Annotated in this window: 17 protein-coding genes and 1 pseudogene; 3 read left to right on the top strand and 15 right to left on the bottom strand. The window is 61.7% G+C overall.

Annotated elements, in window-relative coordinates; genetic code table 11:
- Positions 1–18: 18 nt before the first annotated feature.
- Positions 19–1,659 (bottom strand): response regulator, encoded by a 1,641-nt coding sequence (locus GTP55_RS16940; protein ID WP_161046039.1) that lies wholly within the window; start codon positions 1,657–1,659, stop codon positions 19–21.
- Between the two features lie 226 nt (positions 1,660–1,885).
- Here GTP55_RS16940 and purL point away from each other — a divergent pair, with 226 nt between their 5' ends.
- Positions 1,886–5,941, top strand: a complete 4,056-nt coding sequence (purL, locus tag GTP55_RS16935) for a phosphoribosylformylglycinamidine synthase (RefSeq protein ID WP_161046038.1) — start codon at positions 1,886–1,888, stop codon at positions 5,939–5,941.
- 248 nt (positions 5,942–6,189) lie between these two features.
- On the opposite strand, the gene GTP55_RS16930 is transcribed toward purL, so the two are convergent.
- From GTP55_RS16930 to GTP55_RS16905, 6 genes are all read right to left on the bottom strand, one after another.
- Entirely contained in the window at positions 6,190–6,966 is a 777-nt protein-coding gene (locus GTP55_RS16930) for a foldase protein PrsA (RefSeq protein ID WP_161046037.1), read from the bottom strand.
- Positions 6,967–7,058: 92 nt separating this feature from the next.
- Positions 7,059–7,835 carry a peptidylprolyl isomerase gene (locus GTP55_RS16925; RefSeq protein ID WP_161046036.1) on the bottom strand — a complete coding sequence of 259 codons (777 nt, stop codon included), beginning with the start codon at positions 7,833–7,835 and terminating at the stop codon, positions 7,059–7,061.
- Positions 7,836–7,908: 73 nt separating this feature from the next.
- On the bottom strand, positions 7,909–8,190 hold the full coding sequence (locus tag GTP55_RS16920; protein WP_161046035.1) for a BolA family protein: 282 nt from the start codon (positions 8,188–8,190) through the stop codon (positions 7,909–7,911).
- Positions 8,187–8,816, bottom strand: a complete 630-nt coding sequence (locus tag GTP55_RS16915; RefSeq protein WP_161046034.1) for a septation protein A — start codon at positions 8,814–8,816, stop codon at positions 8,187–8,189. Before GTP55_RS16915 ends, GTP55_RS16920 begins: the two co-directional genes overlap by 4 nt.
- 9 nt (positions 8,817–8,825) lie before the next feature.
- Positions 8,826–9,224 (bottom strand): peptide-methionine (R)-S-oxide reductase MsrB, encoded by a 399-nt coding sequence (msrB, locus tag GTP55_RS16910; RefSeq protein ID WP_110847832.1) that lies wholly within the window; start codon positions 9,222–9,224, stop codon positions 8,826–8,828.
- 14 nt (positions 9,225–9,238) lie between these two features.
- On the bottom strand, positions 9,239–10,711 hold the full coding sequence (locus tag GTP55_RS16905) for a protein adenylyltransferase SelO (protein ID WP_202423750.1): 1,473 nt from the start codon (positions 10,709–10,711) through the stop codon (positions 9,239–9,241).
- 117 nt (positions 10,712–10,828) lie between these two features.
- On the opposite strand from GTP55_RS16905, the gene GTP55_RS16900 reads away from it, so the two are divergent.
- Both GTP55_RS16900 and GTP55_RS30215 read left to right on the top strand, forming a co-directional pair.
- A complete protein-coding gene (locus GTP55_RS16900) occupies positions 10,829–12,475 on the top strand; it encodes a 3-(methylthio)propionyl-CoA ligase (protein ID WP_161046033.1) in 1,647 nt (548 codons plus the stop codon).
- Positions 12,476–12,720: 245 nt separating this feature from the next.
- A complete protein-coding gene (locus GTP55_RS30215) occupies positions 12,721–14,334 on the top strand; it encodes a methyl-accepting chemotaxis protein (protein WP_161046032.1) in 1,614 nt (537 codons plus the stop codon).
- Between the two features lie 72 nt (positions 14,335–14,406).
- Here GTP55_RS30215 and GTP55_RS16890 read toward each other — a convergent pair whose 3' ends face one another.
- From GTP55_RS16890 to GTP55_RS16860, 8 genes and pseudogenes are all read right to left on the bottom strand, one after another.
- Positions 14,407–15,810 carry an MDR family MFS transporter gene (locus GTP55_RS16890; protein ID WP_161046031.1) on the bottom strand — a complete coding sequence of 468 codons (1,404 nt, stop codon included), beginning with the start codon at positions 15,808–15,810 and terminating at the stop codon, positions 14,407–14,409.
- Entirely contained in the window at positions 15,811–16,254 is a 444-nt protein-coding gene (locus GTP55_RS16885; protein ID WP_161046030.1) for a MarR family winged helix-turn-helix transcriptional regulator, read from the bottom strand. It lies immediately after the preceding gene.
- A gap of 103 nt (positions 16,255–16,357) precedes the next feature.
- Positions 16,358–17,050, bottom strand: coding sequence for a DUF4197 domain-containing protein (locus tag GTP55_RS16880; protein WP_161046029.1), 693 nt, complete (start codon positions 17,048–17,050; stop codon positions 16,358–16,360).
- Positions 17,051–17,109: 59 nt separating this feature from the next.
- The gene (locus tag GTP55_RS30365; RefSeq protein ID WP_371868372.1) at positions 17,110–17,580 is read right to left on the bottom strand and encodes a chemotaxis protein CheW; all 471 of its coding nucleotides are present in this window, start codon (positions 17,578–17,580) and stop codon (positions 17,110–17,112) included.
- A gap of 117 nt (positions 17,581–17,697) precedes the next feature.
- Positions 17,698–18,633 (bottom strand): annotated as a pseudogene (locus GTP55_RS30360) (chemotaxis protein CheW); the annotation flags it as partial.
- Positions 18,626–19,195, bottom strand: a complete 570-nt coding sequence (locus GTP55_RS16870) for a chemotaxis protein CheD (RefSeq protein ID WP_229257983.1) — start codon at positions 19,193–19,195, stop codon at positions 18,626–18,628. The gene GTP55_RS16870 and the pseudogene GTP55_RS30360, both read right to left, overlap by 8 nt.
- A gap of 9 nt (positions 19,196–19,204) precedes the next feature.
- Entirely contained in the window at positions 19,205–20,020 is an 816-nt protein-coding gene (locus tag GTP55_RS16865) for a CheR family methyltransferase (protein WP_161046027.1), read from the bottom strand.
- Between the two features lie 2 nt (positions 20,021–20,022).
- The gene (locus tag GTP55_RS16860) at positions 20,023–21,720 is read right to left on the bottom strand and encodes a methyl-accepting chemotaxis protein (protein ID WP_161046026.1); all 1,698 of its coding nucleotides are present in this window, start codon (positions 21,718–21,720) and stop codon (positions 20,023–20,025) included.
- Between the last annotated feature and the right edge of the window lie 132 nt (positions 21,721–21,852).

Genomic DNA, 21,852 nt, shown 5'->3' with positions numbered 1-21,852 from the left:
CGCGGGAATGACGGTGGATCAGGCCACCGCCGAAATACCGTATTTCCGTTGGGTGTAGTGATATTGCGCCGTCAGCGTTTCCAGTGACGGGTGCGCCGGATCGAGGCGGCGCATGCGCTCCAGCAGGAACTGGCAGTGTTCGGCCAGCGGCGCTTCCCAGCCCAGATCGTCCAGCTGCTTGAGGATGGCCGCGGCGGCCGCCGGCAACAGCGCCATATTGCCGGGCGCCTTGCGCAGGCCGGCGCTCAGCGTATCGACCGCCGCCCGCAAATCGCCGTGCGAACGCTGTTCGCTGGCGTGCGCGATCAGTTCGTCCACCTGAATCTTGATCTGTTCGCCCATGCCCTGCGCCAGGTCGTGGCGGCCGGCTTTTTCAAACACCTGCACCGCGTCGTCCATCGAGACGCCACTTTCGGTGTCGTTCATCAGGTTGAGCATCAGGTCGGACGCCTGCTGGTCCAGCTTGACGGCCAGGCAGCTGTGCACCAGGCCCACCTTGAGGCCGGTCGACAGGCCGCGGCTGCCGGCCACGGCATTGACCGCGTTGGTCAGCTCGGTGGCGGCGGCGGTCAGGTTGCCGGTCATTTCCTGCAGCAGGCCGGCGGCGATGGCGCGGCAGACGTCCACATTCGGGCCGCTGCGCAGCGAGCGCTCCATGTCGCGGATCACGCCGCTGGCCTGGTGGGCGTCGCCTTTCTTGACCAGCGTCTTGACCAGCTTGACGTGGTCCTCCGGATCGCGGAATTCGGAGTACTTGGCCTTGGCCACCACTTGCTTGAAAGCTTTTTCGGCCATGCCGACGTCGCCGGTCTCAAACGCGACGTCGCCCAGATGGCGCAGGCGGCGCACCATGTGCGGCGAGATCGCCACCGCGTCTTCCAGGATTTTTTTGGCGGCCTCTTGCTGGCCCAGCGCTTCGTGGCAGCGTGCCAGCAGGTCGTAGGCGGCCATGTAGCGCGGATTTTGTTCCAGCAGCTCGGACAGGGTTTCCTGCGCTTCCAGGTATTTTTGCAAACCGAAGCGGCAGCGGGCCAGGCCCAGGTGGGCCCAGGGCACCGGCCGCGTCATCAATATCCACAGGTAGACGGTCTCCGCCTCGGCCAGCTCATCGATGGAAAACAGCAGCTCGGCGCGCAGGCGCGCGAAGTCGACGGCGTAGCGCGGGGCTTTTTCTTCGGCCAACCGGGCCTCGCTGATCGCCTTGCGCACATTGCCCATTTCAACCAGTTGATAGATCGGCAAGAACGAGTTGCGGCGGTCGACCGCGCGCTGCAGGCGCTGGAGCAGGGCGTCCACCGTGAACGGCTTGAGCACGTAGTCGGTCGGCATCAGTTCCGCCGCGCCGATCACCTTGCCGTACTCGCCCTCCGAAGTCAGCATGATGAAAATCGTCCAGGGCGTGATCAATTTATGATGACGCAAGTCTTCCAGCAGCTGCTGGCCGTCCTGGCCGTTCGCTTCGCCGCTACCGTTGCCGAGGTCGTATTCGCACAAGATGATGTCAAACGGTTTCTTCGTAAGCTGGCGGATCGCCGTGCCCGAACTGACCGCGTAATCGATCTTAGTGATCGACGCCTGGCTGAGCATATTGTGCAGGTTGCCGCGCATGCCCGGATTGGGATCCACGATCAGCACTGACAAGTCGCTATATTCCGCCATTGTTCCACATCCAAGCTAAGTTTTGCTCAGCATACTCCAAGGCAAATGAAAATTGATGATTTTCGGCGCAGAATGTTGCTTCAGTGGCAGCTTTTACGCGCCAGTGCCACTATATGGCAACGCTGATAGCGGGTATAATGCGCGCAAAGGAAAATCTCGCAACACAGTATCTAGTGCCCCATCTCCCTTTAAACCGCAGCCCAGCTGCATCAACTCTCTTCCAATCATGCTGATTCTGCCGGGCTCTAACGCCCTGTCCGCATTCCGTAGCCAACGCCTGTTGAACCAACTGCAAGCGCTGCTGCCTTCCGTTGCCGCCGTCCAGGCGCGTTATGTCCACTTCATCGATGCCGGCGCGCCGTTGTCGGCCGACGACACCCAGCGCCTGCAGGGCCTGCTGACCTACGGTGAGCCGGCGCATGCCGACAACACCGAAGGCCACGCCGAGGAATTCTTCGTGATCCCGCGCTTTGGCACGATTTCGCCGTGGGCCTCCAAGGCCACCGACATCGTCCACAACTGCGGCATGGTGCACATCAAGCGCGTCGAGCGCGGCGTGGCGTACCGCATCAACCTGAAGACCGGCATCCTGGGCACCGCGCTGGGTGCGGCCAAAAAGCTCAGCGACGAGGAATTGCAGGCTGTGGCTGCGTTGCTGCACGACCGCATGACGGAATCGGTGCTGCGCTCGCCGGACGACGCAGCCGGCCTGTTCCGCGAACTGCAAGCGCGTCCGCTGGAATCGGTGGACGTGATTGGCTGCGGCAAGGCCGCGCTGGACAAGGCGAATACCGACCTCGGTCTGGCCATGTCGGACGATGAAGTGGAATACCTGGACGCCGCCTTCACCAAGGCCGGGCGCAACCCGACCGACGTCGAGCTGATGATGTTCGCGCAGGCGAACTCCGAACACTGCCGCCACAAGATCTTCAACGCCGACTGGACCATCGACGGCGTCGCCCAGCCGAAGTCGCTGTTCGGCATGATCAAGAACACCCACCAGCTGCAGCCGAAGGGCACCGTGGTCGCCTACAGCGACAACTCGTCGATCATGGAAGGCGCGGAAGTGATGCGCTTCTTCCCGCAAGGCGAAGGCCAGCAGTACGCGCCGATGACCGAGCTGACCCACACGCTGATGAAAGTGGAAACCCACAATCACCCGACCGCGATCTCGCCGTTCCCGGGCGCCTCGACCGGCGCCGGCGGTGAAATCCGCGACGAAGGCGCCACCGGCCGCGGCGCCAAGCCGAAGGCCGGCCTGGCCGGCTTTACCGTGTCCAACCTGCTGCTGCCGGGCGCCGTGCGTCCGTGGGAAAGCGACGCCGTGGTCACCGCACCGATCAAGGACGGCGACTACCGCGACACCGGCAATCCATACGGCAAGCCGGAGCGGATCGCTTCGCCGCTGCAAATCATGATCGACGGCCCGCTGGGCGGCGCTGCGTTCAGCAATGAATTCGGCCGTCCGGTGCTGGGCGGTTACTTCCGTACCTACGAACAGAACATCGGCAAGCAGTTCGCCGGCGCGCACGATACCGTGTTCGGCTATCACAAGCCGATCATGATTGCCGGCGGTATCGGCAACATCTCGTCGCAACACACCCACAAGAACGACATCCCGGTCGGCAGCTTGCTGGTGCAGCTGGGCGGTCCCGGCATGCGCATCGGCATGGGCGGTTCGGCCGCCTCGTCGATGGCAACCGGCACCAATACCGCCGACCTGGACTTCGACTCGGTCCAGCGCGGCAACCCGGAAATGGAACGCCGCGCGCAGGAAGTCATCAACGCCTGCTGGCAGCTGGGCGCCAAGAACCCGATCATCTCGATCCACGATGTCGGCGCCGGCGGCCTGTCGAACGCCTTCCCGGAAATCACCAATGATGCCAAGCGCGGCGCGATCTTCGACCTGCGCAAGATTCCGCTGGAAGAAAGCGGCATGGCGCCGAAAGAAATCTGGTCCAACGAATCGCAGGAGCGGTATGTGCTTGCGATTGCGCCGGGCGACCTGCCGCTGTTCCAGGCGATTTGCGAACGTGAGCGCAGCCTGTTTGCCGTGGTTGGCACTGCCACCGAAGAGCGCCAGCTGAAGCTGATCGATCCGGAACTGGGCAACGAGCCGGTCGATATGCCGATGGACGTACTGCTGGGCAAACCGCCAAAAATGCAGCGCGACGTGCATCACGTGCAAAACGATTTCCCGGCCATCGACCTGACCGGTATCGATCTGGCGGACGCCGCCGAGCGCGTGCTGCTGCTGCCGACCGTGGGCGACAAATCGTTCCTGATCACCATCGGCGACCGCACCGTGGGCGGCATGTCCGTGCGCGACCAGATGGTTGGTCCTTGGCAGGTGCCAGTGGCTGACTGCGCCGTCACTGCAATGAGTTTTGAAGGCTACAAGGGCGAAGCGATGGCCATGGGCGAACGCACGCCGCTGGCCGTGATCAATGCCGCCGCGTCGGGCCGCATGGCCGTGGCGGAGGCGGTGCTGAACATCGCCGCCGCGCCGATTCGCTCGATCGAAGACATCAAGCTGTCGGCCAACTGGATGGCGGCCTGCGGCCAGCCTGGCCAGGACGCTGCGCTGTACGACACCGTCAAGGCAGTCGGCATGGAGCTGTGCCCGGCGCTGGGGATTTCTATCCCGGTCGGCAAGGATTCGCTGTCGATGCGCACGACGTGGAAAGACGGCGACCAGGCCAAGGCCGTGTTGTCGCCGGTGTCGCTGATCGTGTCGTCGTTTGCGCCCGTATATGACGTGCGCAAATCGCTGACCCCGCAAATCCGCATGGATGCCGGCGACACCGCCATCATCCTGATCGACCTGGGCCGTGGCAAGAACCGCCTCGGCGCCTCGGCGCTGGCGCAAGTCATGGGCCAGCTGGGTAATTCGGTACCGGACGTGGACAGTGCGGAAGACGTCAAAGGCTTCTTCGCCGCCATCCAGCAACTGAACGCCGATGGCAAGCTGCTGGCTTACCACGACCGTTCGGACGGCGGCCTGTACGGCACGCTGACCGAGATGGCCTTCGCCGGCCGCGCCGGCCTGTCGATCAACCTCGACATCCTGACGCTGGAAGAGGGCCATGGCGCCGACCAGGGCGACGCCAAGAACTGGGCGACGCAAATCGCCGAGCGCCGCAACGAGCAGACGCTGCGCGCGCTGTTCTCGGAAGAGCTGGGTGCGGTGATCCAGGTGCGCGCCGACGAGAAATCGCTGGTCATGGATGTGCTGCGCTCGTTTAACCTCGGCGCCTGCAGCCATATCATCGGCAAGCCGAACGACCGTGGCGTGATCGAATTCACCCGCGACGCCAAAGTCATCTATAACAAACCGCGTGCCGAACTGCACCGCCTGTGGAGCGAAACCAGCTGGCGCATCGCCCGTCTGCGTGACAATCCGGCCTGCGCCGATGCCGAATACGACCGTCTGCTGGACGAGCAGGATCCCGGCATCACGCCGAAGATCACGTTCGACCTGAGCGACAACGTTGCGGCGCCGTTCCTGGCGACCGGCGTGCGTCCACGGGTTGCGATCCTGCGCGAGCAGGGTGTCAACTCGCATATCGAAACCGCCTACGTCATGCACCAGGCCGGCTTTGCCGCGATCGACGTCCACATGAGCGACCTGATCTCGGGCCGCGCCAAGCTGGCCGACTTCCAGGGCATCATCGCCGTCGGCGGCTTCTCGTACGGCGACGTACTGGGCGCCGGCGAGGGCTGGGCCAAGACCATTTTGTTCAACGATGCGCTGTCGGACCAGTTCGCCACGTTCTTTGCGCGCAAAGACACCTTCGGCCTGGGCGTCTGCAACGGCTGCCAGATGATGAGTAACCTGAAACCGCTGATTCCTGGCGCGCAAGCGTGGCCGAAGTTCACCACCAACAAGTCGGAGAAATTCGAAGCGCGGTTCGCCATGGTGGAAGTGCTGGACTCGCCGTCGATCTTCTTCAGCGGCATGGCCGGCACCCAGACGCCGATCGCCATCGCCCACGGCGAAGGTTATGCCGACTTCTCGCAGACCGGCAACATCGGCGAAGCCGTGGCCGCCATGCGTTTCGTCGACAACCGTGGCGCCGCGACCGAAGCCTACCCGTACAACCCGAACGGCTCGCCGCAAGGCCTGACCTCGGTCACGACAGCGGACGGACGCTTCACGGTAATGATGCCGCACGCCGAGCGGGTGTTCCGCACCGTCCAGCATTCGTGGGCGCCGGAAGCGTGGGGCGAGGAATCGCCTTGGATGCGCATGTTCCGCAATGCCCGTAAATTCGTCGGGTAAGTCAGGAGCGGCGCAAGCCGCAATGCCGTCCAGTTAAGCTTAGATTCTACAGTGTCATTCCCGCGAAAGCGGGAATCCATAGCACGTCTGCCGAGCAAGCGCGGTATGGGTTCCCACTTTCGCGGGAACGACGTCGCTTACTGAACGACATTACGGCGCAAGCCGCTCTTTTGCTTTGTAGGTGCATCAAATGCAGAGGACGTAAAAAAAGCGCCTGCATGCAGGCGCTTTTTGCTGAGTAATCCAGCTTACTGGATTTTGGCTTTCTTCACCAGCTCTTCGCGGTAGGCGACGATCTTGCGCTGTTGCAGCGCTTCGGCAACTTGCGGTTTGACTTCTTCCAGCGACGGCAGTTTTACTGGACGGGATTCTTCCATTTTGATCACGTGATAACCGAATTCGGTTTTCACTGGCGTCTGGGTGATTTCACCGTTTTTCAGTGCGACCATCGCATCGGCGAATGGTTTGACCAGTTTGCCTGGCGTCATCCAGCCCAGATCGCCACCGTTATTGGCCGAACCGTCTTTTGATACTTTGGCCAGTTCTTCGAATTTAGCGCCGCCTTTCAGCTTGGCGATAATATCTTTGGCTTCCTGTTCGGTTGCAACCAGAATATGACGCGAGTGATATTCGGTGCCGCCCATGGCTGCTTTATATTTGTCGTATTCGGCTTTGATTTCCGCATCCGATACCGGATTTTTCTTTACGTAATCAGCCAGCATCGCATTGATGATAATGCTTTGACGGGCATTGTCGATAGCAGCGGTCACGTCAGGCTTCTTGCCATAACCCTGTTTATCGGCTTCCTGCAGCAGGACTTCGCGGCCGATCAGTTCTTTCTTGACCATGTCGCGCAGTTGCGGCGAATCAGGCTGCTGACCCTGGGCTACCACTTGCTTGACCATTTGGTCGACGCGGGCGGCAGGAATCGCCTTGCCATTCACGGTCGCGGCATTTTGCGCGAACGCTGGGACGGCAACCATGGCGATCAGGGCTAACATCAGACGGGCTGGCTTCAACATCATTATCTAAATCCTTAAAAAATTACACTCTGAAGGTGCATCATACCAACGCGGAATTAAAAACGGCGCCCCGCAGGGCGCCGCCTTTCATAACATTACTGCACTTTTGCCTTCTTTACCAGTTCTTCCTGATACGCCTGCAGTTTCTTCTGGGTCAGCGCTTCCGCGATTTGCGGTTTCACTTCTTCCAGGGTCGGCAGTTTGGCTGGACGGATGTCGTCCACTTTGATCACGTGGAAGCCGTTCGGCGTCTGCACTGGCTTCTCGGTCACCTGGCCTTTGCCCAGCGCCACGAACGCTTGCGAGAACACTGGTGGGAAGGACGAAGGCGAGGCCCAGTCCAGATCGCCGCCATTGGCAGCCGAGCCGGTGTCTTTCGACAGCTTGGCCAGGTCTTCAAACTTGGCGCCGCCCTTGATCTTGGCGATCACGTCGTTGGCTTCCGCTTCGGTGCCCAGCAGGATGTGGCGCACGTGATATTCCTTGTCGCCAGCCTGGGCAACAAATTTGTCGTACTCAGCCTTGATGTCGGCGTCCGATACCGGATTTTTCTTGACGTAGTCGGCGATCATCGCGTTGATGATGATGGCCTGACGGGCGTTTTCAATCGCGGTCTTGACGTCGTCTTTCTTGCCATAACCTTGCTTTTCGGCTTCCTGCATCATCACTTCGCGGCCGATCAGGTCTTTCTTGATCAGTTCGCGCAGCTGTGGCGAATCCGGCTGCTGGCCCTGGGCCACGACTTGCTTAACCACGGCTTCCACGCGCGAGGTCGGGATCGCCTTGCCATTTACGACGGCAACGTTTTGCGCAAAAGCTGGTACGGCGACAACGAGAAGTGCAATCAGCAACTTGGCTGGCTTAAAGGTCATTATTAATTCCTGTATTTGGAAAAAGTGTTATTTTAAAAGCCCGACGGCAATCATTCACAGACGCGGCACAAAATCATACTTCAGACGGCGCCAGCGCGGTAATGGCCAATGCATGAATTTCTTTATGCATCATATCGTGCACGGAATCATACACGAGTCGATGTCTTGTGACGAGTTTCAGCCCTTCGAATTGTAACGAAACAATTCTGACGTTGTAGTGCCCGCCGCCAGAGGCCGCGCCGGCATGGCCGGCATGGGCTGCGGAGTCGTCGTCGACCACCAGTTCGACCGGCGCCAGCTTCGCTTCCAGCGCTGCGCGGATGCGGCCCAGACGGGTATCTTGAATCGGATTCATGCCTGGTCCTTCATGTGACGCGACAAATAAACGGTTTGTGCCACGATAAACACAAACATGATGGCGGTGGCGCCGAAGGCTTTAAAACTGACCCAGGAATCGGTATCGCCTTTGAACAACACAAACGCCAGATACCAGTTCAATACACCCATAAAGGTGAAGAAGGCGATCCAGGCGACATTCAAACGGGTCCAGATCTGGTCCGGCAATTCGATGATCTCGCCCATCGATTTGCGCATCAGGTTCTTTTTGAATACCAGGTCGCTGACCAGCAGCGCGCCGGCAAACAGCCAATACACAATACTCAGCTTCCATTTAATGAAGTCTTCGTCGTGCAGATAAATGGTCAGGCCGCCGAAGACGACGAACATACCCAGCGACAGCCATAAAATCCCGTCGACCTTGCGCCCGCGCAGCTTGATCCAGGCAATCTGCGCCATCGTCGCCAGAATGCCGACCAGCGTGGCGATGACGATGGGCGATTGCTCGGCGGTGACGGAACCGCCGGAAATCATGCCGCTCATGTGGGTGTTGATGAAGTGCTGCGTCGCTTCGGCGTTCCAGCCAGCCAGCTTGTAAGAGCCGAAGAACAGCAGGACGGGGATCAGGTCGAACAGGAATTTCATGGTGTCTTATTAGTCTTGTGGGTCAAAGCGCAAGGACGCCGAGTTGATGCAATAGCGCAGCCCGGTTGGCGGCGGACCGTCCGGGAACACGTGGCCAAGGTGTGCATCGCATACGGCGCAAATGATTTCGGTGCGCAGCATACCATGCGTACGGTCAACCTTCTCGATCACATTGGCCGGATCGATCGGTTCAAAGTAGCTCGGCCAGCCGCAGCCGGAATCAAACTTGGCGTCGGAACGGAACAGCGGCGTGTTGCAGCAGACGCAGGTGTAAGTGCCGTGCTCATGATGATCCCAGAATTTGCCGGTAAAAGCACGTTCGGTGGCGGCGTGACGCGTGACCTGGTACTCCATCGGGTCCAGCTGGTCGCGCCATTCGGCGTCGGGTTTGACAACTTTATTGCTCATGGCTTATTTCTCGCTTAAGAAGAACAGCTGACTTCCAGGTGACTTGCCCAGTCCGGCGGCAAGGCGGCGTAATGCTCGTGCTCGGGCTGTTCGTCGTAGGGACGCTGCAATACCGCCAGCAGGCGCTCCACCTCGGAAAAGTCCTTGTTTTGCGCCTTTTCAATGGCCACTTGGGCCAGATAGTTTCGCAGCACGTATTTGGGGTTGACTTGATTCATCGCAAGCGTGCGCGCTTGGTCGTCGCTTTGTTCGGCGCGCAGGCGGGCACGGTAGCGCTCGGCCCAGGCATCGAAGGCGGCACGGTCGATGAACAGGTCGCGCAACGGTTCGTCGCCGCTGGCGTCGGCCGCGCGCACGCCGCTCAGGCGACGGAAGAACAGCGTGAAATCGACGCCTTCCAGCATGGCGAACATATCGTCCAGCAATGCGCGGTCGGTGTCGAAGTGCTGGTCCAGCACAGACAGGCCCAGCTTGGCGTGCAGCAGTTCGTCCAGCTTGGCGGCAAACTCCGGCTGGTAGACGTCCAGCGCGGCCTGCGTCTCGTCTACTTCGCCGATCAGCGGCAGCAGCGCTTGCGCCAGAGCGTAGCAATTCCAGTGGCCCACCTGCGGCTGGTTGGCGTAGGAATAGCGGCCTTGCTGGTCGGTGTGATTGCAGATGTGGTTGGCGTCGAACGCTTCCATGAAGCCGTACGGGCCGTAATCCAGCGTCAGGCCGAGGATCGACATATTGTCGGTGTTCATCACGCCATGCATGAAGCCGACCGCTTGCCAGTGGGCGATCAGATGGGCGGTGCGGCGCGTGACTTCTTCCAGCAATGCACGGTAAGGATTGGCTTCCTCGCGCAACGCCGGATAAAAGCGTTCGATCACGTAATCGGCCAGCACTTTCAGCTCAGCGTTTTTCTGGCGGTAGTACCAGTGCTCGAACGAGCCGAAGCGCACGAACGATGGCGCCATGCGCACCACCACGGCGGAGGTTTCGGCGGTTTCGCGCATCACGCCCTGGTCCGAGCCGGCCACCGCCAGCGCGCGCGAGGTGGGAATGCCCAGCGCGTGCATGGCTTCCGAGCACAAAAATTCGCGGATCGACGAGCGCAGCACGGCGCGCCCGTCGCCCATGCGCGAGTAGGGCGTCATGCCGGCGCCTTTCCATTGCAGCTCCATCGGGCCTTGTTCGGTGGCGACGTCGCCGAACAGGATGGCGCGGCCGTCGCCGAGCTGGCCGGCCCAGACGCCGAACTGGTGGCCGGAATACACGGCCGCCAGCGGCAAAGCGCGCTCCGGCACGGTATTGCCGATCACGACATCGAGGCTGGCGGCCACATCGGCCGGCGTCAGGCCGAGCAACTGCGCAGCCGGCGCGCTGACGCCCACCAGGTAAGGGGACGGCAGCGGGGTCGGCATCAGGCGGGTGTAAAACGCAGGCGGCAAAGACGCAAAAGAATTGTCCAGCGGCAGGGTAGAGGCAGTAATGATGTGCTCCAGTTTAACTAAGCTTCGGATTTTACCGCAGCGAGCGAATGCGGCAGTGCAGCATCGAAAACCGTTGACGCTGTTCAAGCGGGCATTCGACACTCTTCCTCACATATATAGGAGACATGCATGCAATCACAAGTACCTCTGATGGGCCAGATGATGGACCAGCCCTTGCTGATTTCCACCATCATCGACTTCGCCGCCCGCCACTACGCTAACAGCGAGATCGTCTCGCAGCGCGTCGAAGGCGACCTGCACCGCTACACTTTCCGCGACTGCCAGCGGCGCGCCAGGCAGCTGGCGCAAGCGTTGCAGCAACTGGGCGTGCGCATGGGCGAGCGGGTGGCGACGCTGGCGTGGAACGGCTACCGTCACCTGGAAGCGTACTACGCCGTGTCCGGCAGCGGCGCCGTGCTGCACACCATCAACCCGCGCCTGCATCCGGAACAGCTGGCCTACATCTGCAACCACGCGGAAGACCAGTACCTGCTGTTCGATTTCTGCTTCCTGCCGCTGATCGAGGCCATCGCGCCGCATTGCAAGACCGTCAAGGGCTGGATTTTGCTGGGCGCGGCCGACCGCATGCCGGCTGAGAGCAAGATTCCCAACCTGTTGTGCTACGAAGATTTGCTGGCCGCGCAGACCGGCGACTACACCTGGCCGGTGTTCGACGAGAACGCCGCTGCCACCTTGTGCTACACCTCGGGCACCACCGGCAATCCCAAAGGCGCGCTGTATTCGCACCGCTCGACCGTGCTGCACGCCTACGCATCGGCTTTGCCGAACGTGCTCAACGTGTCGTCGCGCGATGCGGTGATGCCGGTGGTGCCGATGTTCCACGTCAACGCCTGGGGGCTGCCGTACTCGGTGCCGTTGTCGGGCGCGAAAATGGTGTTTCCCGGCCCGGCGCTGGACGGCAAATCCGTCTACGAGCTGATGGAAAGCGAGAAGGTGACGTTCTCGGCCGGCGTGCCGACCGTCTGGCTGGGCTTGATCAATTATTGCTTGCAGCATCAGCTGAAGTTTTCCACCTTCCGCCGCACGGTGATCGGCGGCTCGGCTTGTCCGCCTGCCATGATGAATACGCTGATCGACGAGTTCGGCGTGGAAGTCATCCACGGCTGGGGCATGACGGAGATGTCGCCGCTCGGGACAACTGGTGGCTTGCTGTCGAAACACCTGGCGCTGCCGAAAGAGGCGCAGCGCAAGATCCTGCAAAAGCAGGGCCACGCCATCTACGGCGTCGACATGAAGATTGTGGATGAGCTGGGCGTGGAATTGCCGTGGGACGGCGTCAGCGCCGGCGATTTGCTGGTGAAAGGGCCGTGGATCATCGCCAGCTATTTCAGGCATGAAGGCGGTGACGTGCTGCAAGACGGATGGTTCCCGACCGGCGACGTCGCCACCATCGACCCGGACGGCTTCATGCAGATCACCGACCGGGCAAAAGATGTCATCAAATCTGGCGGCGAGTGGATCGGCACCATCGACCTGGAAAACATCGCCATGTCGCACCCGGCGGTGATGCAGGCCGCCTGTATCGGCGTATTCCATCCGAAATGGGATGAGCGGCCGCTGCTGGTGGTGGTGCGGCGGCCGGGGCAGGAGGTCAGCCGGGAACAGCTGCTGGCGCATTTCGACGGCAAGGTGGCCAAATGGTGGCTGCCGGATGACGTGGTGTTTGCCGATGCCTTGCCGGTCGGCGGCACCGGCAAAATCCAGAAAAACAAGCTGCGCGAACAGTACCGCGATTACTGCCTGCCAACCGCGTAATTAGCTGACAATGTTGCATCCAGGCCCGGCCGCGCGCCGGGTTTTTTATTGCCTGGAACATGAAACTTGTTTAAGTTCAGAAATAAATAGTTTGACTACTAACGGTCAATGCTATTACATTATTGCCCTACGGCACTTTTAGGCCACACCGGCCACCCCAGGCGCGCACCCCGGCAAAAGTCATTCCCGGCGATAGGTTATCTATTCGACACGCTCCCGGTCCATTCTACAGACGAGAAAACGATATGTTCAATAGCATAACCATCCGCACGCGCCTGATCGCGACCATGTCCGTCATCGGCATCCTGATGCTGGTACTCGGCGTACTCAGCATCTTCGGCATGAATACCGTCAACTTCGCCCTGAAGGACGTGTATTCCAACCAGATGGCCTCGACCATCGCACTGGCCAATGCCAAGAATTTCATGAACCGCTCGCGTTTCGTCATTGACCGCGGGGTATTTCACCCGGAAGCGGCGGACCTGGAAAAAACCCTTTCACGCGCCGAAGGATTTCTCAACGACTCCGATAAATCGTGGGCAGGCTACCTGGCGCTGCCGCTGGGCGACGACGAGAAAGTGCTGGCCAACGATCTGAACGCCAAGCGCACGCTGTATCGCGCGGAACTGGTCGCCCTGATCACCGCACTGCGCGCCAAGGACGCCGACAAGATTGAAGTTCTGTCAATGAAGACCTTGTCGGCCCAGTTCGGCATCTTCGACGCCGCCTCGGTCAAGCTGGAAGGTTATCAGCTGACGTCGGCCAAGGAACACTACGACGAAAGCCAGTCGTTCTTCTCCGGCTTTACCAAGGGTTACACGGTGGCGCTGGTGTTCGGCGCGGCGCTGATCATTTTCTCGGCGATTCGCCTGCTTAGCGCCATCCTGGGGCCGCTGGGACACGCGCTGGGCCACTTCGACCAGATCGCCGCCGGCAACCTGGCCAACCAGATCGACATCTCGCGCAACGATGAAATGGGCAAGCTGATGAAGGGCCTGACCAAGATGCAGGACCAGATGTCCAGCACCGTGAGCAGCATCCGCACCGGCAGCAGCGCGATTGCCACCGCCAGCGCGGAAATCGCTGCGGGCAACCTCGACCTGTCGCGCCGTACCGAGAACCAGGCCGCGGCGCTGGAAGAAACCGCGTCGTCGCTGGAGGAACTGACCTCGACCGTGCGTCAGAACGCCGACAACGCCCGCCAGGCCAATCAACTGGCGCTGAGCGCGCAGGACGTGGCAGGCAAAGGCGGCCAGCTGGTGTCGCAAGTGGTGGACACCATGGGCAACATCAACACCTCGTCGCGCAAGATTGCCGACATTATCGGCGTGATCGATGGCATCGCCTTCCAGACCAACATCCTGGCGTTGAACGCGGCGGTGGAAGCGGCGCGGGCCGGTGAACAAGGCCGTGGCTTCGCGGTGGTGGCGACCGAAGTGCGCAATCTGGCGCAGCGTTCGGCTGCAGCAGCCAAGGAAATCAAGGAACTGATCACGGAATCGGTGTCGCAGGTGGACGCCGGCAATCAGCTGGTCGACAAGGCCGGCGCCACGATGGATGAAATCGTCAGCAGCGTGGAGCGCGTGACCAGCATCATGACCGAGATCATGGTCGCCGGCGAAGAGCAAAGCGAAGGCATCAACCAGATCAACCAGGCCATCGTGTCGATGGACGAAGTGACGCAGCAAAATGCGGCGCTGGTGGAAGAGGCGGCTGCCGCAGCCAACGCCATGCAGGAGCAGGCAGCGCAGCTGGAAGAGATGGTCAGCACCTTCAAGCTGGATACCCACAGCACGCAGCGCCTCGGCGGCGGCAACCGTCCGGCCTTGCGCCGTCCGGCATTGGCGCTGGGCCAGTAACCTTCCCGTCGCTCCCGCGCAGGCGGGAGCCCATACTCAGCATGGACTCCCGCCTGCGCGGGAGCGACACCGCTAGCGTTTGGCGGTCGTCGTCGCCAGCGGCACTTCCGGCAGGAAGGCCAGCATCAGCAGTCCCAGTCCAACCATCACCGTACCGACGCCGAAGATCTGGCCGATGGCGTCACGGTATAGTAGAGCGTTGGCCGCATTGGCCGCCTGGCCGTGCAGTTGCTGCGCCAGGATCGCGCCGGAGCCGGTCACGCCGATCAGTCCACCTAACGAGCGGAAGAAGCCCAGCATCGCCGTGCCGACGCCGCGCCGCGCGGCGGGCAGGGCGTTCTGCACCGCCATCGTCATATTCGGCATGACCAGGCCGAGGCCCATGCCGAGCACGAAGATGGCCGGCTCCAGCACCATATAGCCGGCCGAGCTGGCAATACCCCAGGCCAGCACGCCGAACGACAGCGTGGCCAGCGTCAGGCCGACCACCTGCGCCGGTTTGTAGCGGCCGGACTTGGCCAGCACGCGGCCGCCCAGCGCGGACGAGATCACCAGTCCCACCATCATCGGCATGGTCAGCAGGCCAGAGCTGGCCGGCGACGCCCCCATTACCAGCTGGAACAGCAGCGGGAAGAACACGCTGGAACCCATCATGCCGACGAAGGTCAGCGCCAGCACCACGCTGGCGACGTTGAACACGCGGTTGTCGAACAGGTCCGGCGGCAGCACCGGCTCCGGCACGCGCCGCACATGCCACACCAGCACCACGGTCAGCAGCACCGCCAGCGCGCCCAGCCAGCGCACCTGCTGGCCGTCCCACGGCCATTCGGTGCCGCCCAGCGCCAGCACCAGCAGCGCCGCCGTAATGGCGCCGGTCAGCAGCGCGGAGCCGAGATAATCAATCTTGTGCGCATTGTGCGGCTTGTCATGGGGCATCGATTTGGCGATCAGGTACAGCGCCACCGCGCCGATCGGCAGGTTGACGTAGAAAATCCAGTGCCACGACAGCCAGTCGGTCAGCAGCCCGCCCAGTACCGGTCCCAGCACGCTGGTCAGCGCATACACGGCGGCAATGCTGCCCTGGCGCTTGCCGCGCTCGGCAGGTGGCACCAGGTCGCCGATGACGATTTGCGCCAGCGGCATGAAGCCGCCCGCGCCCAAGCCTTGAATCGCGCGGAAAGCGATCAGTTCGGCCATGTTCTGCGCCAGCCCGCACAGCGCGGAGCCGGCCAGGAAGGTGATGATGGCCGTGTACAGCAGCGGCCTGCGGCCATATTGGTCGCTCAGCTTGCCGTACAGCGGCATGGTGGCGGTGGACGCCAGTACGTAGGCGGTAACCACCCACGACAGGTGCGCCACGCCGCCCAGCTCGGAGACGATGCGCGGCAGCGCAGTGGCGACGATGCTCTGGTCGAGCGCCGCCAGGCCGATCATGGTGACCAGGCCGAAATAGATTTTACGGATGGAAGTGTTCATTTATTCGCCGATTTCATTCAGATAGACCAGGGCATTCCGCAGCGCGGCCGCGCCTTCCGGTGGCAGCAGTGATAGCCGGCGCGCCAGCCAGTCGCGGCGGCGCGCGCGCAGTTCTTCCAGCACCGCCGTGCCGTGCTCGGTCAGCAGCAGGCCGCTGCGGCGCCGATCGTCCGGATCGGGGGCGTCGCGCTTGACCAGGTTGAGCGCTTCCAGCGCCTTGATGTGGCCGCTCATGGTCGGCCCGCGCAGCTTTTCCTGCCGCGCCAGCTCGGCCACGCCGATGCCGGGCTGCAGGCTGATGGTCAAAATCAGCATTTTCTGCTGCAAGGTCAGGCCGGATGGATCGGTGTCACTCTCCTGGCGCAGGCGGCGGAATACGTGGTGCAGGGCGGTGCGCAACTCGTCGGCCAGGGCGATCGCTTGGGGGGAGATGTCGGTGGTCATGGCTCGGATGATAGGTAGGCTACCTACCCATCTTAATCCGATCCGCTGGCAAATTCAAGGCGAAAAAAAAGCCCTGCTAACCGGGCTGAGGGGAGGAGGCAACTTATTTGAGGGCGCCGAACACTTTACCGATCAGCTTGCTGCCGGTGCCGAGCGGGTCGGCGCGGATGGCCTTTTCCTCTTCGGCGATCATGGTGTACAGGCCATCGAGCGCGCGCTGGGTGACGTAGCCTTCCACCGTGGCCTGGTCCTTGGCCAGCATGCCCATCTTCGGCGCCAGGCTCATGGCGGCGTTGTACTGGGTGGCCACGCCGGAACGGTCGGTGACTTTCTTCACCACCGGCAGGAACTGAACCGCCAGCTTTTCCTGCGTCCTGGAACGGAAGAAATCGGTGACGGAAGTGTCGCCGCCGGTCAGGATGTTCTTGGCGTCGTTGATGGACATCGACTTGACGGCGTCGATCAGCAGCGGCTTGGCCATCGGCACGGCCGATTCGGCGGCGCGGTTCATCTGCACCACCAGGTCGTCCAGCTGCTGGCCCTTGCCGGTCATTTTCAGGATCGGCCGCGCCTGTTCCAGGATCTTGGGCAGCGGAATGCGCACCTTGGCGTTGTCGAGGAACCCGCCTTCGGCGCCCAGCTTGCTGACGGCGGCGTTGGTGCCGGTAGTCAGCGCCGCCTTCAGGCCGCTGGACGCATCCTCGTTGCTGAGGTCGGACAGCGAAATTGCATATGCGCTGACGGCCAGCAGGCTCATCGGAATAAACAGGGCGATGCTACGGCGGGAGGTGGACATGTAGGGCATGGTCAGTAAGGCAAGGAGTGAGCAATCCTGCTACTGTACTCCTCCCGCCTTCATGCCGCCAGCGCCGGAATTTCGCGCGCCAGCCGTTCCAGCAGGCGGTCGCACTGGAACACGCTCAGCGTGCGGCGCGTGTCGCCTTCGCCGATGTCGATCACTTCGTCCATTTCGCTGCGCGGATCGCCCTGGGCGCCGGCATTGCGCATCATCTTCGGCGCGCCGAAGCGGTGGCTGTCCTCGATGGTCATGATGTTTTCCACCGCGTCCACCATCAGGCCGTAGCATTCGTCGCCGCGCTCCACCACCAGGATTTTTGCCAGCCCGCTGTCTTCCAGCGGCGTCATCTGGTACAGGCTGCGCAGGTCGATCACGCTGACCATCTGCTGGCGCAGGTTCAGCATGCCGCGCATGAAGCCGGGCAGGCCGGGCGGCCGGGTTAGCTCGCCCATGCTAAGGTCGATGATTTCGCGCACCTGCTTGATTTCCACCGCATAGCTGTTTTCCAGCGCAAAGGTGATGTACACCTGGCGCTGGCTGCGGCGGGCGTCGCGGCGGTCGTTCCTGGCCAGCAGTTCCTCATCCTTGGGATACAGGTTGGCGTGGCCGGTGCGCATTTCCTTGATTTCGTTGCTAGAGAAAATCTGCCGGTGATCGAGGAAGAAGATATCGCCCAGCTGCGGCCGCGACAGGCAGCCGCCGAACATGCCGGCGCGTGCCTTGCTCAACAGCGGAATCGGCATCACTTCTTCGCTGTAGAAATTGATTATGTTGTCGACCGAGTCGACCAGGAAGCCGATGGTGGCGTCGTCGATGCGGGCCACGATGATGCGCTGGTCCGGGCTGGCGGCCGCAGCGGCGGCTTGCTCGCGGCTCGGCGCGGCGTTCAGCAGCGTGGCGAAATCGACCACCGCCACCGGCGCGCCACGGAAGTTGATGCGGCCCAGGCACAGCGCGCTGTTGAGCACCGATGGCTGCAATTCCGGCACGCGGATGATTTCCTGGATGGCCGCCATCTCGAACGCAAACGAGGACGGCCCGGCGCGGAAGCTGACGCACTGGCGCCGTTCGCCGTGGTGGCGGCGGGTTTCCTTGTCGGCGCACTGGATGGCGCGTACCTGCGGCACGTTTTCGATATGAATCAGCGTGTCGGGATCGAGGATCTGCACCAGCCGCGCACCGTGGTCGAGCAGGATGGTGCCGGCCACGACGCCGCGCTGTTCGCCATCGGTGTACGCCAGCCGGCTGCGCTGTTCAGGCCGTACGCGCAGGATCTCGCCGGTGGCGTCGAACAGGATGCCGATCAGCACGCCCTCGTAATCGAGGATGGCGATCTTGTCGGTCGGCAGCGCGCCGCGCGCGCCCGGATCGAACACCCGGCCCAGGTTGACCACCGGGATTACGCTGCCGCGCAGGGTGAACACGCCTTCCAGGAATTTCGGCGACAGTGGCAGCGCCGACACCTTGTCCGGGTAGTTGACCACCTCGCGGAAGCAACTGGCGGGCAGGGCGAATTCATCGCCGCCCAGCACGAACGAGCCAAACAATTCAGTACAGGTAACCGCCGAGGCATCAGGCATGCGTAGCTCCGGAGCAATTGGTGACGATTTCCTGCACGGCGTAGGTGCAGGTGGCGCAATCGATGGTCAGCGTGCGGCCGCACTTGCCGCCGATGCGGCAATAGCTGACGTTCAGCCCATGCTTGCGCAGGTGCTTGCGCGCCGCTTCGGCGTTTTGCTGGCCGATCTGCAAGCGGCTGGAGCAGCTGTTGAGCATGGTGGCGCCGCCGGCGATCACCACTTCGATATCGGCGCAGTCCTCTTCGCTGGCCCCCAGCAGGCGCATTAGCGACGGCACGGCCTGGTTGACGTAGCGGGCGCCGAACTCGTCGGCCATCTGCGGACATTCCGGCAGCAGGCAGTGCGCCAGTGCGCACTGGCCGCGTTTCTTCCAGATCAACGCGATGCCGACGCAGGAACCCAGCAGCGCCTGCAACTGATCGGTGCGGGCGCCCAGCTTGAGTTGACCCATGGCCACTTGCAGCGGTGCGCGCAGGCCGTGGTCGGCGCGCTCGGGCATGCCCCAAGGCATGGCAGCGCCCGGCATGGGCTGCTGGACGGGAGGGGTGAAGATCGCTTGCATGCTGACCGCCTATTCCATTCGATAAATCATCGGCCGGTCGAACTGGTAGGCGGTGTTGAGGCCCGTGATCGATTCGGATTCGCCCACAATCATGATTGCGTGGGGGGCCATACTCAAACGCGCTTGCTGGAGGATGGTCTGCTGCTGTTCCTGATAGAAATAGATCAGGACATTGCGCAGGAACACCAGGTCAAACTGTTTGGCGGGCTTTAAAGGAGTCAGCAAATTATGTTGGGCCAACTCCACGTTTTTCTTCAGTGCATCAACCACCCGCAGGCCATTGCTGCTGGAACGAAAATACTTTTTGACCCAGTCCGGGTGGGTGGACTGGATGCGCTCGACGGAGCGGCCGGTGTACTGGCCGTCGCGCGCCAGCGCCAGGATCTGCTGCGAAATGTCGGTGGCGTGGATCCGGTAGCTGAAGCCGGCATTGGCGGCGGCGAATTCCTCGCACAGTATCGCCATCGAATACAGTTCCTCGCCGCTGGAGGAGGCGGCCGACCACACTTTCAGGCGCTGTCCCGGATACGCGGCCCACCACTGCGGCAGAAATTCCTTTTCGACGTAATCCCACACCTGCGGCGTGCGGAAGAACAGCGTGTCGTTGGTGGTCACCAGATCGATAAAGTGCGGCACCTCGGCGCGGTCCTGTTCCACCTTGTCCAGATACGCCTGGTAGCTGCCCAGGTTGAGCGCCTGCACGCGCGGACGCAGCCGCCGTTCCAGCAGCACGCTCTTGCGCTCAGTCATGGCGATGCCGGTGTGCTTGCGCACCAGCGCAATCAGCGCGCTCAGCGTCGCAGGGCTAAAGCCAGTGGCTTCCATGGTTACACCGTGAAGCCGGAAACCGTTTTATTCAGATCGCCTGCGCGCTGGTTCAAGCCTTCCGTCGAGCGGGCGATGCTGTCGCAGGCGGCAGCCGATTTCTCGGCCTCCTCGGCGATGTACTGCACCGCGGTGCTGACTTCGCGCGCGGTCAGCAGCTGCTCGTTGGTGGCCTTGGAAATGTCGGAAATCGCCTCGGTGGTGCGGTGCACGCCGCTGAGGATCTTGTCGAAGGCGTCGCTGGCCTGGCGCGAAATCTCGCTGCCGGCCGAGACCCGCTTGACCGACTCGTTGATCAACTTGGAAATCTCCTTGGTCGCCTGCGACGAGCGCTCGGCCAGCTTGCGCACCTCGTCGGCCACCACCGAGAAGCCCAAGCCGTGTTCACCGGCGCGCGCCGCCTCGATGGCGGCGTTGAAGGCCAGCATATTGGTCTGGTTGGCGATGTCGCTGATGACTTTGACGATTTCGCCGATGTCTTCCGACGAGCGGTTGATCAGATCCATCGCCTCGATCGACTTGGCCACCGCCTTGGCGCCGATTTCCGCCTCGTGCTGGGTCTGCTTGGCCATGGTGTCGGCGTCGGTGGTGTTGCCGGCGATGATGTTGATCGAACTGGTCAGGCCGTCGATGGACGCATTCATTTCCTCCACGGTGGCGCCGAGCGCCTGGGTACCGACCGCGACGCCATTGCTGCGTTCGGAAATGGTGGTGGAGGCGTCAGCCAGGCCGCTGGCCGACATCACCACGTCGCTGATGACTTTACGCAAGTCGGCGATCATCTTGCTGATGCCGCCGGCCAGCAAGTCCAGCGGCTCGTCGCCTTCGACCAGCACTTTGCTGGTCAGGTCGCCGTTGGCCGCATGCTCGACCGAGTCCAGCAGGCGGGCGATTTTCTCGCCGTCCGACTTGGCCTTGGCGGCGACGGATTCCTCCAGCGCCACCTGGGCGGTAATATCGCTTGCATATTTAACTATTTTATATGGTTTGCCATTTAAATCCAGGATCGGATTATAAGTGGCCTGAATCCATATCGTTTTTTTATTATTGCCAAATCGTTTATAGCGGCCACTGTCAAATTCGCCGCGATTCAATTTTTGCCAGAAACGTTTGTATTCCGCACTTGCCGCATATTCCGGGTCGCAGAACATCCGGTGGTGTTCGCCCTTGATATCATCGAGGAAGTAACCCATGACGTCGAGGAAGTTTTCGTTGGCAGCCAGCACGTGGCCGCCCATGTCGAACTCGATCACCGCCTGGGCCTTGCCGATGGCGCTGACCTTGCCTTCGTACTCGGCGTTGCGCATGCGGGTGTCGGTGATGTCGGTAGCGAACTTGATTACCTTGTAGGGCTTGCCGTCGGCGTCCATGATCGGGTTGTACGAGGCGTTGATCCAGATTTCGCGCCCGCCCTTGGCCAGGCGCTTGTACTCGCCGTGTTCATACTCGCCGGCGCCGAGCTTGGCCCAGAACTGTTTATAGGCCGGGCTGGCGGCAAATTCCGGTTCGCAGAACATCGCGTGATGGCGGCCCTGGACCTCCTCCAGCGAGTAGCCGAGTACGCGCAGGAAGTTCTCATTGGCATGCAGGATCTTGCCTTCCAGGTCGAATTCAATCACCGCTTGCACCCGGTTCAATGCCGCGTGAATGGCTTGCAACTCAATATCCTGCACGTTGATGATCTGGCTGGGAGCGTTCATGGAAATCCCTATCAATATAAATAAATATCCAAATACCCTTGATATTTATTCGCGGTGGTATTTGGTGAGAATTAATATGATATTCGGGGGCGGGGAATATGCGGCGTTGGTTTATTATTTCGTCTAATTAAA

The sequence above is a fragment of the Duganella margarita genome, from assembly GCF_009857535.1.
Classification (GTDB): domain Bacteria; phylum Pseudomonadota; class Gammaproteobacteria; order Burkholderiales; family Burkholderiaceae_D; genus Rugamonas; species Rugamonas margarita.
The sequence above is the reverse complement of the archived record's forward strand: the minus strand, read 5'-3'. Positions and strand labels throughout refer to the sequence as shown.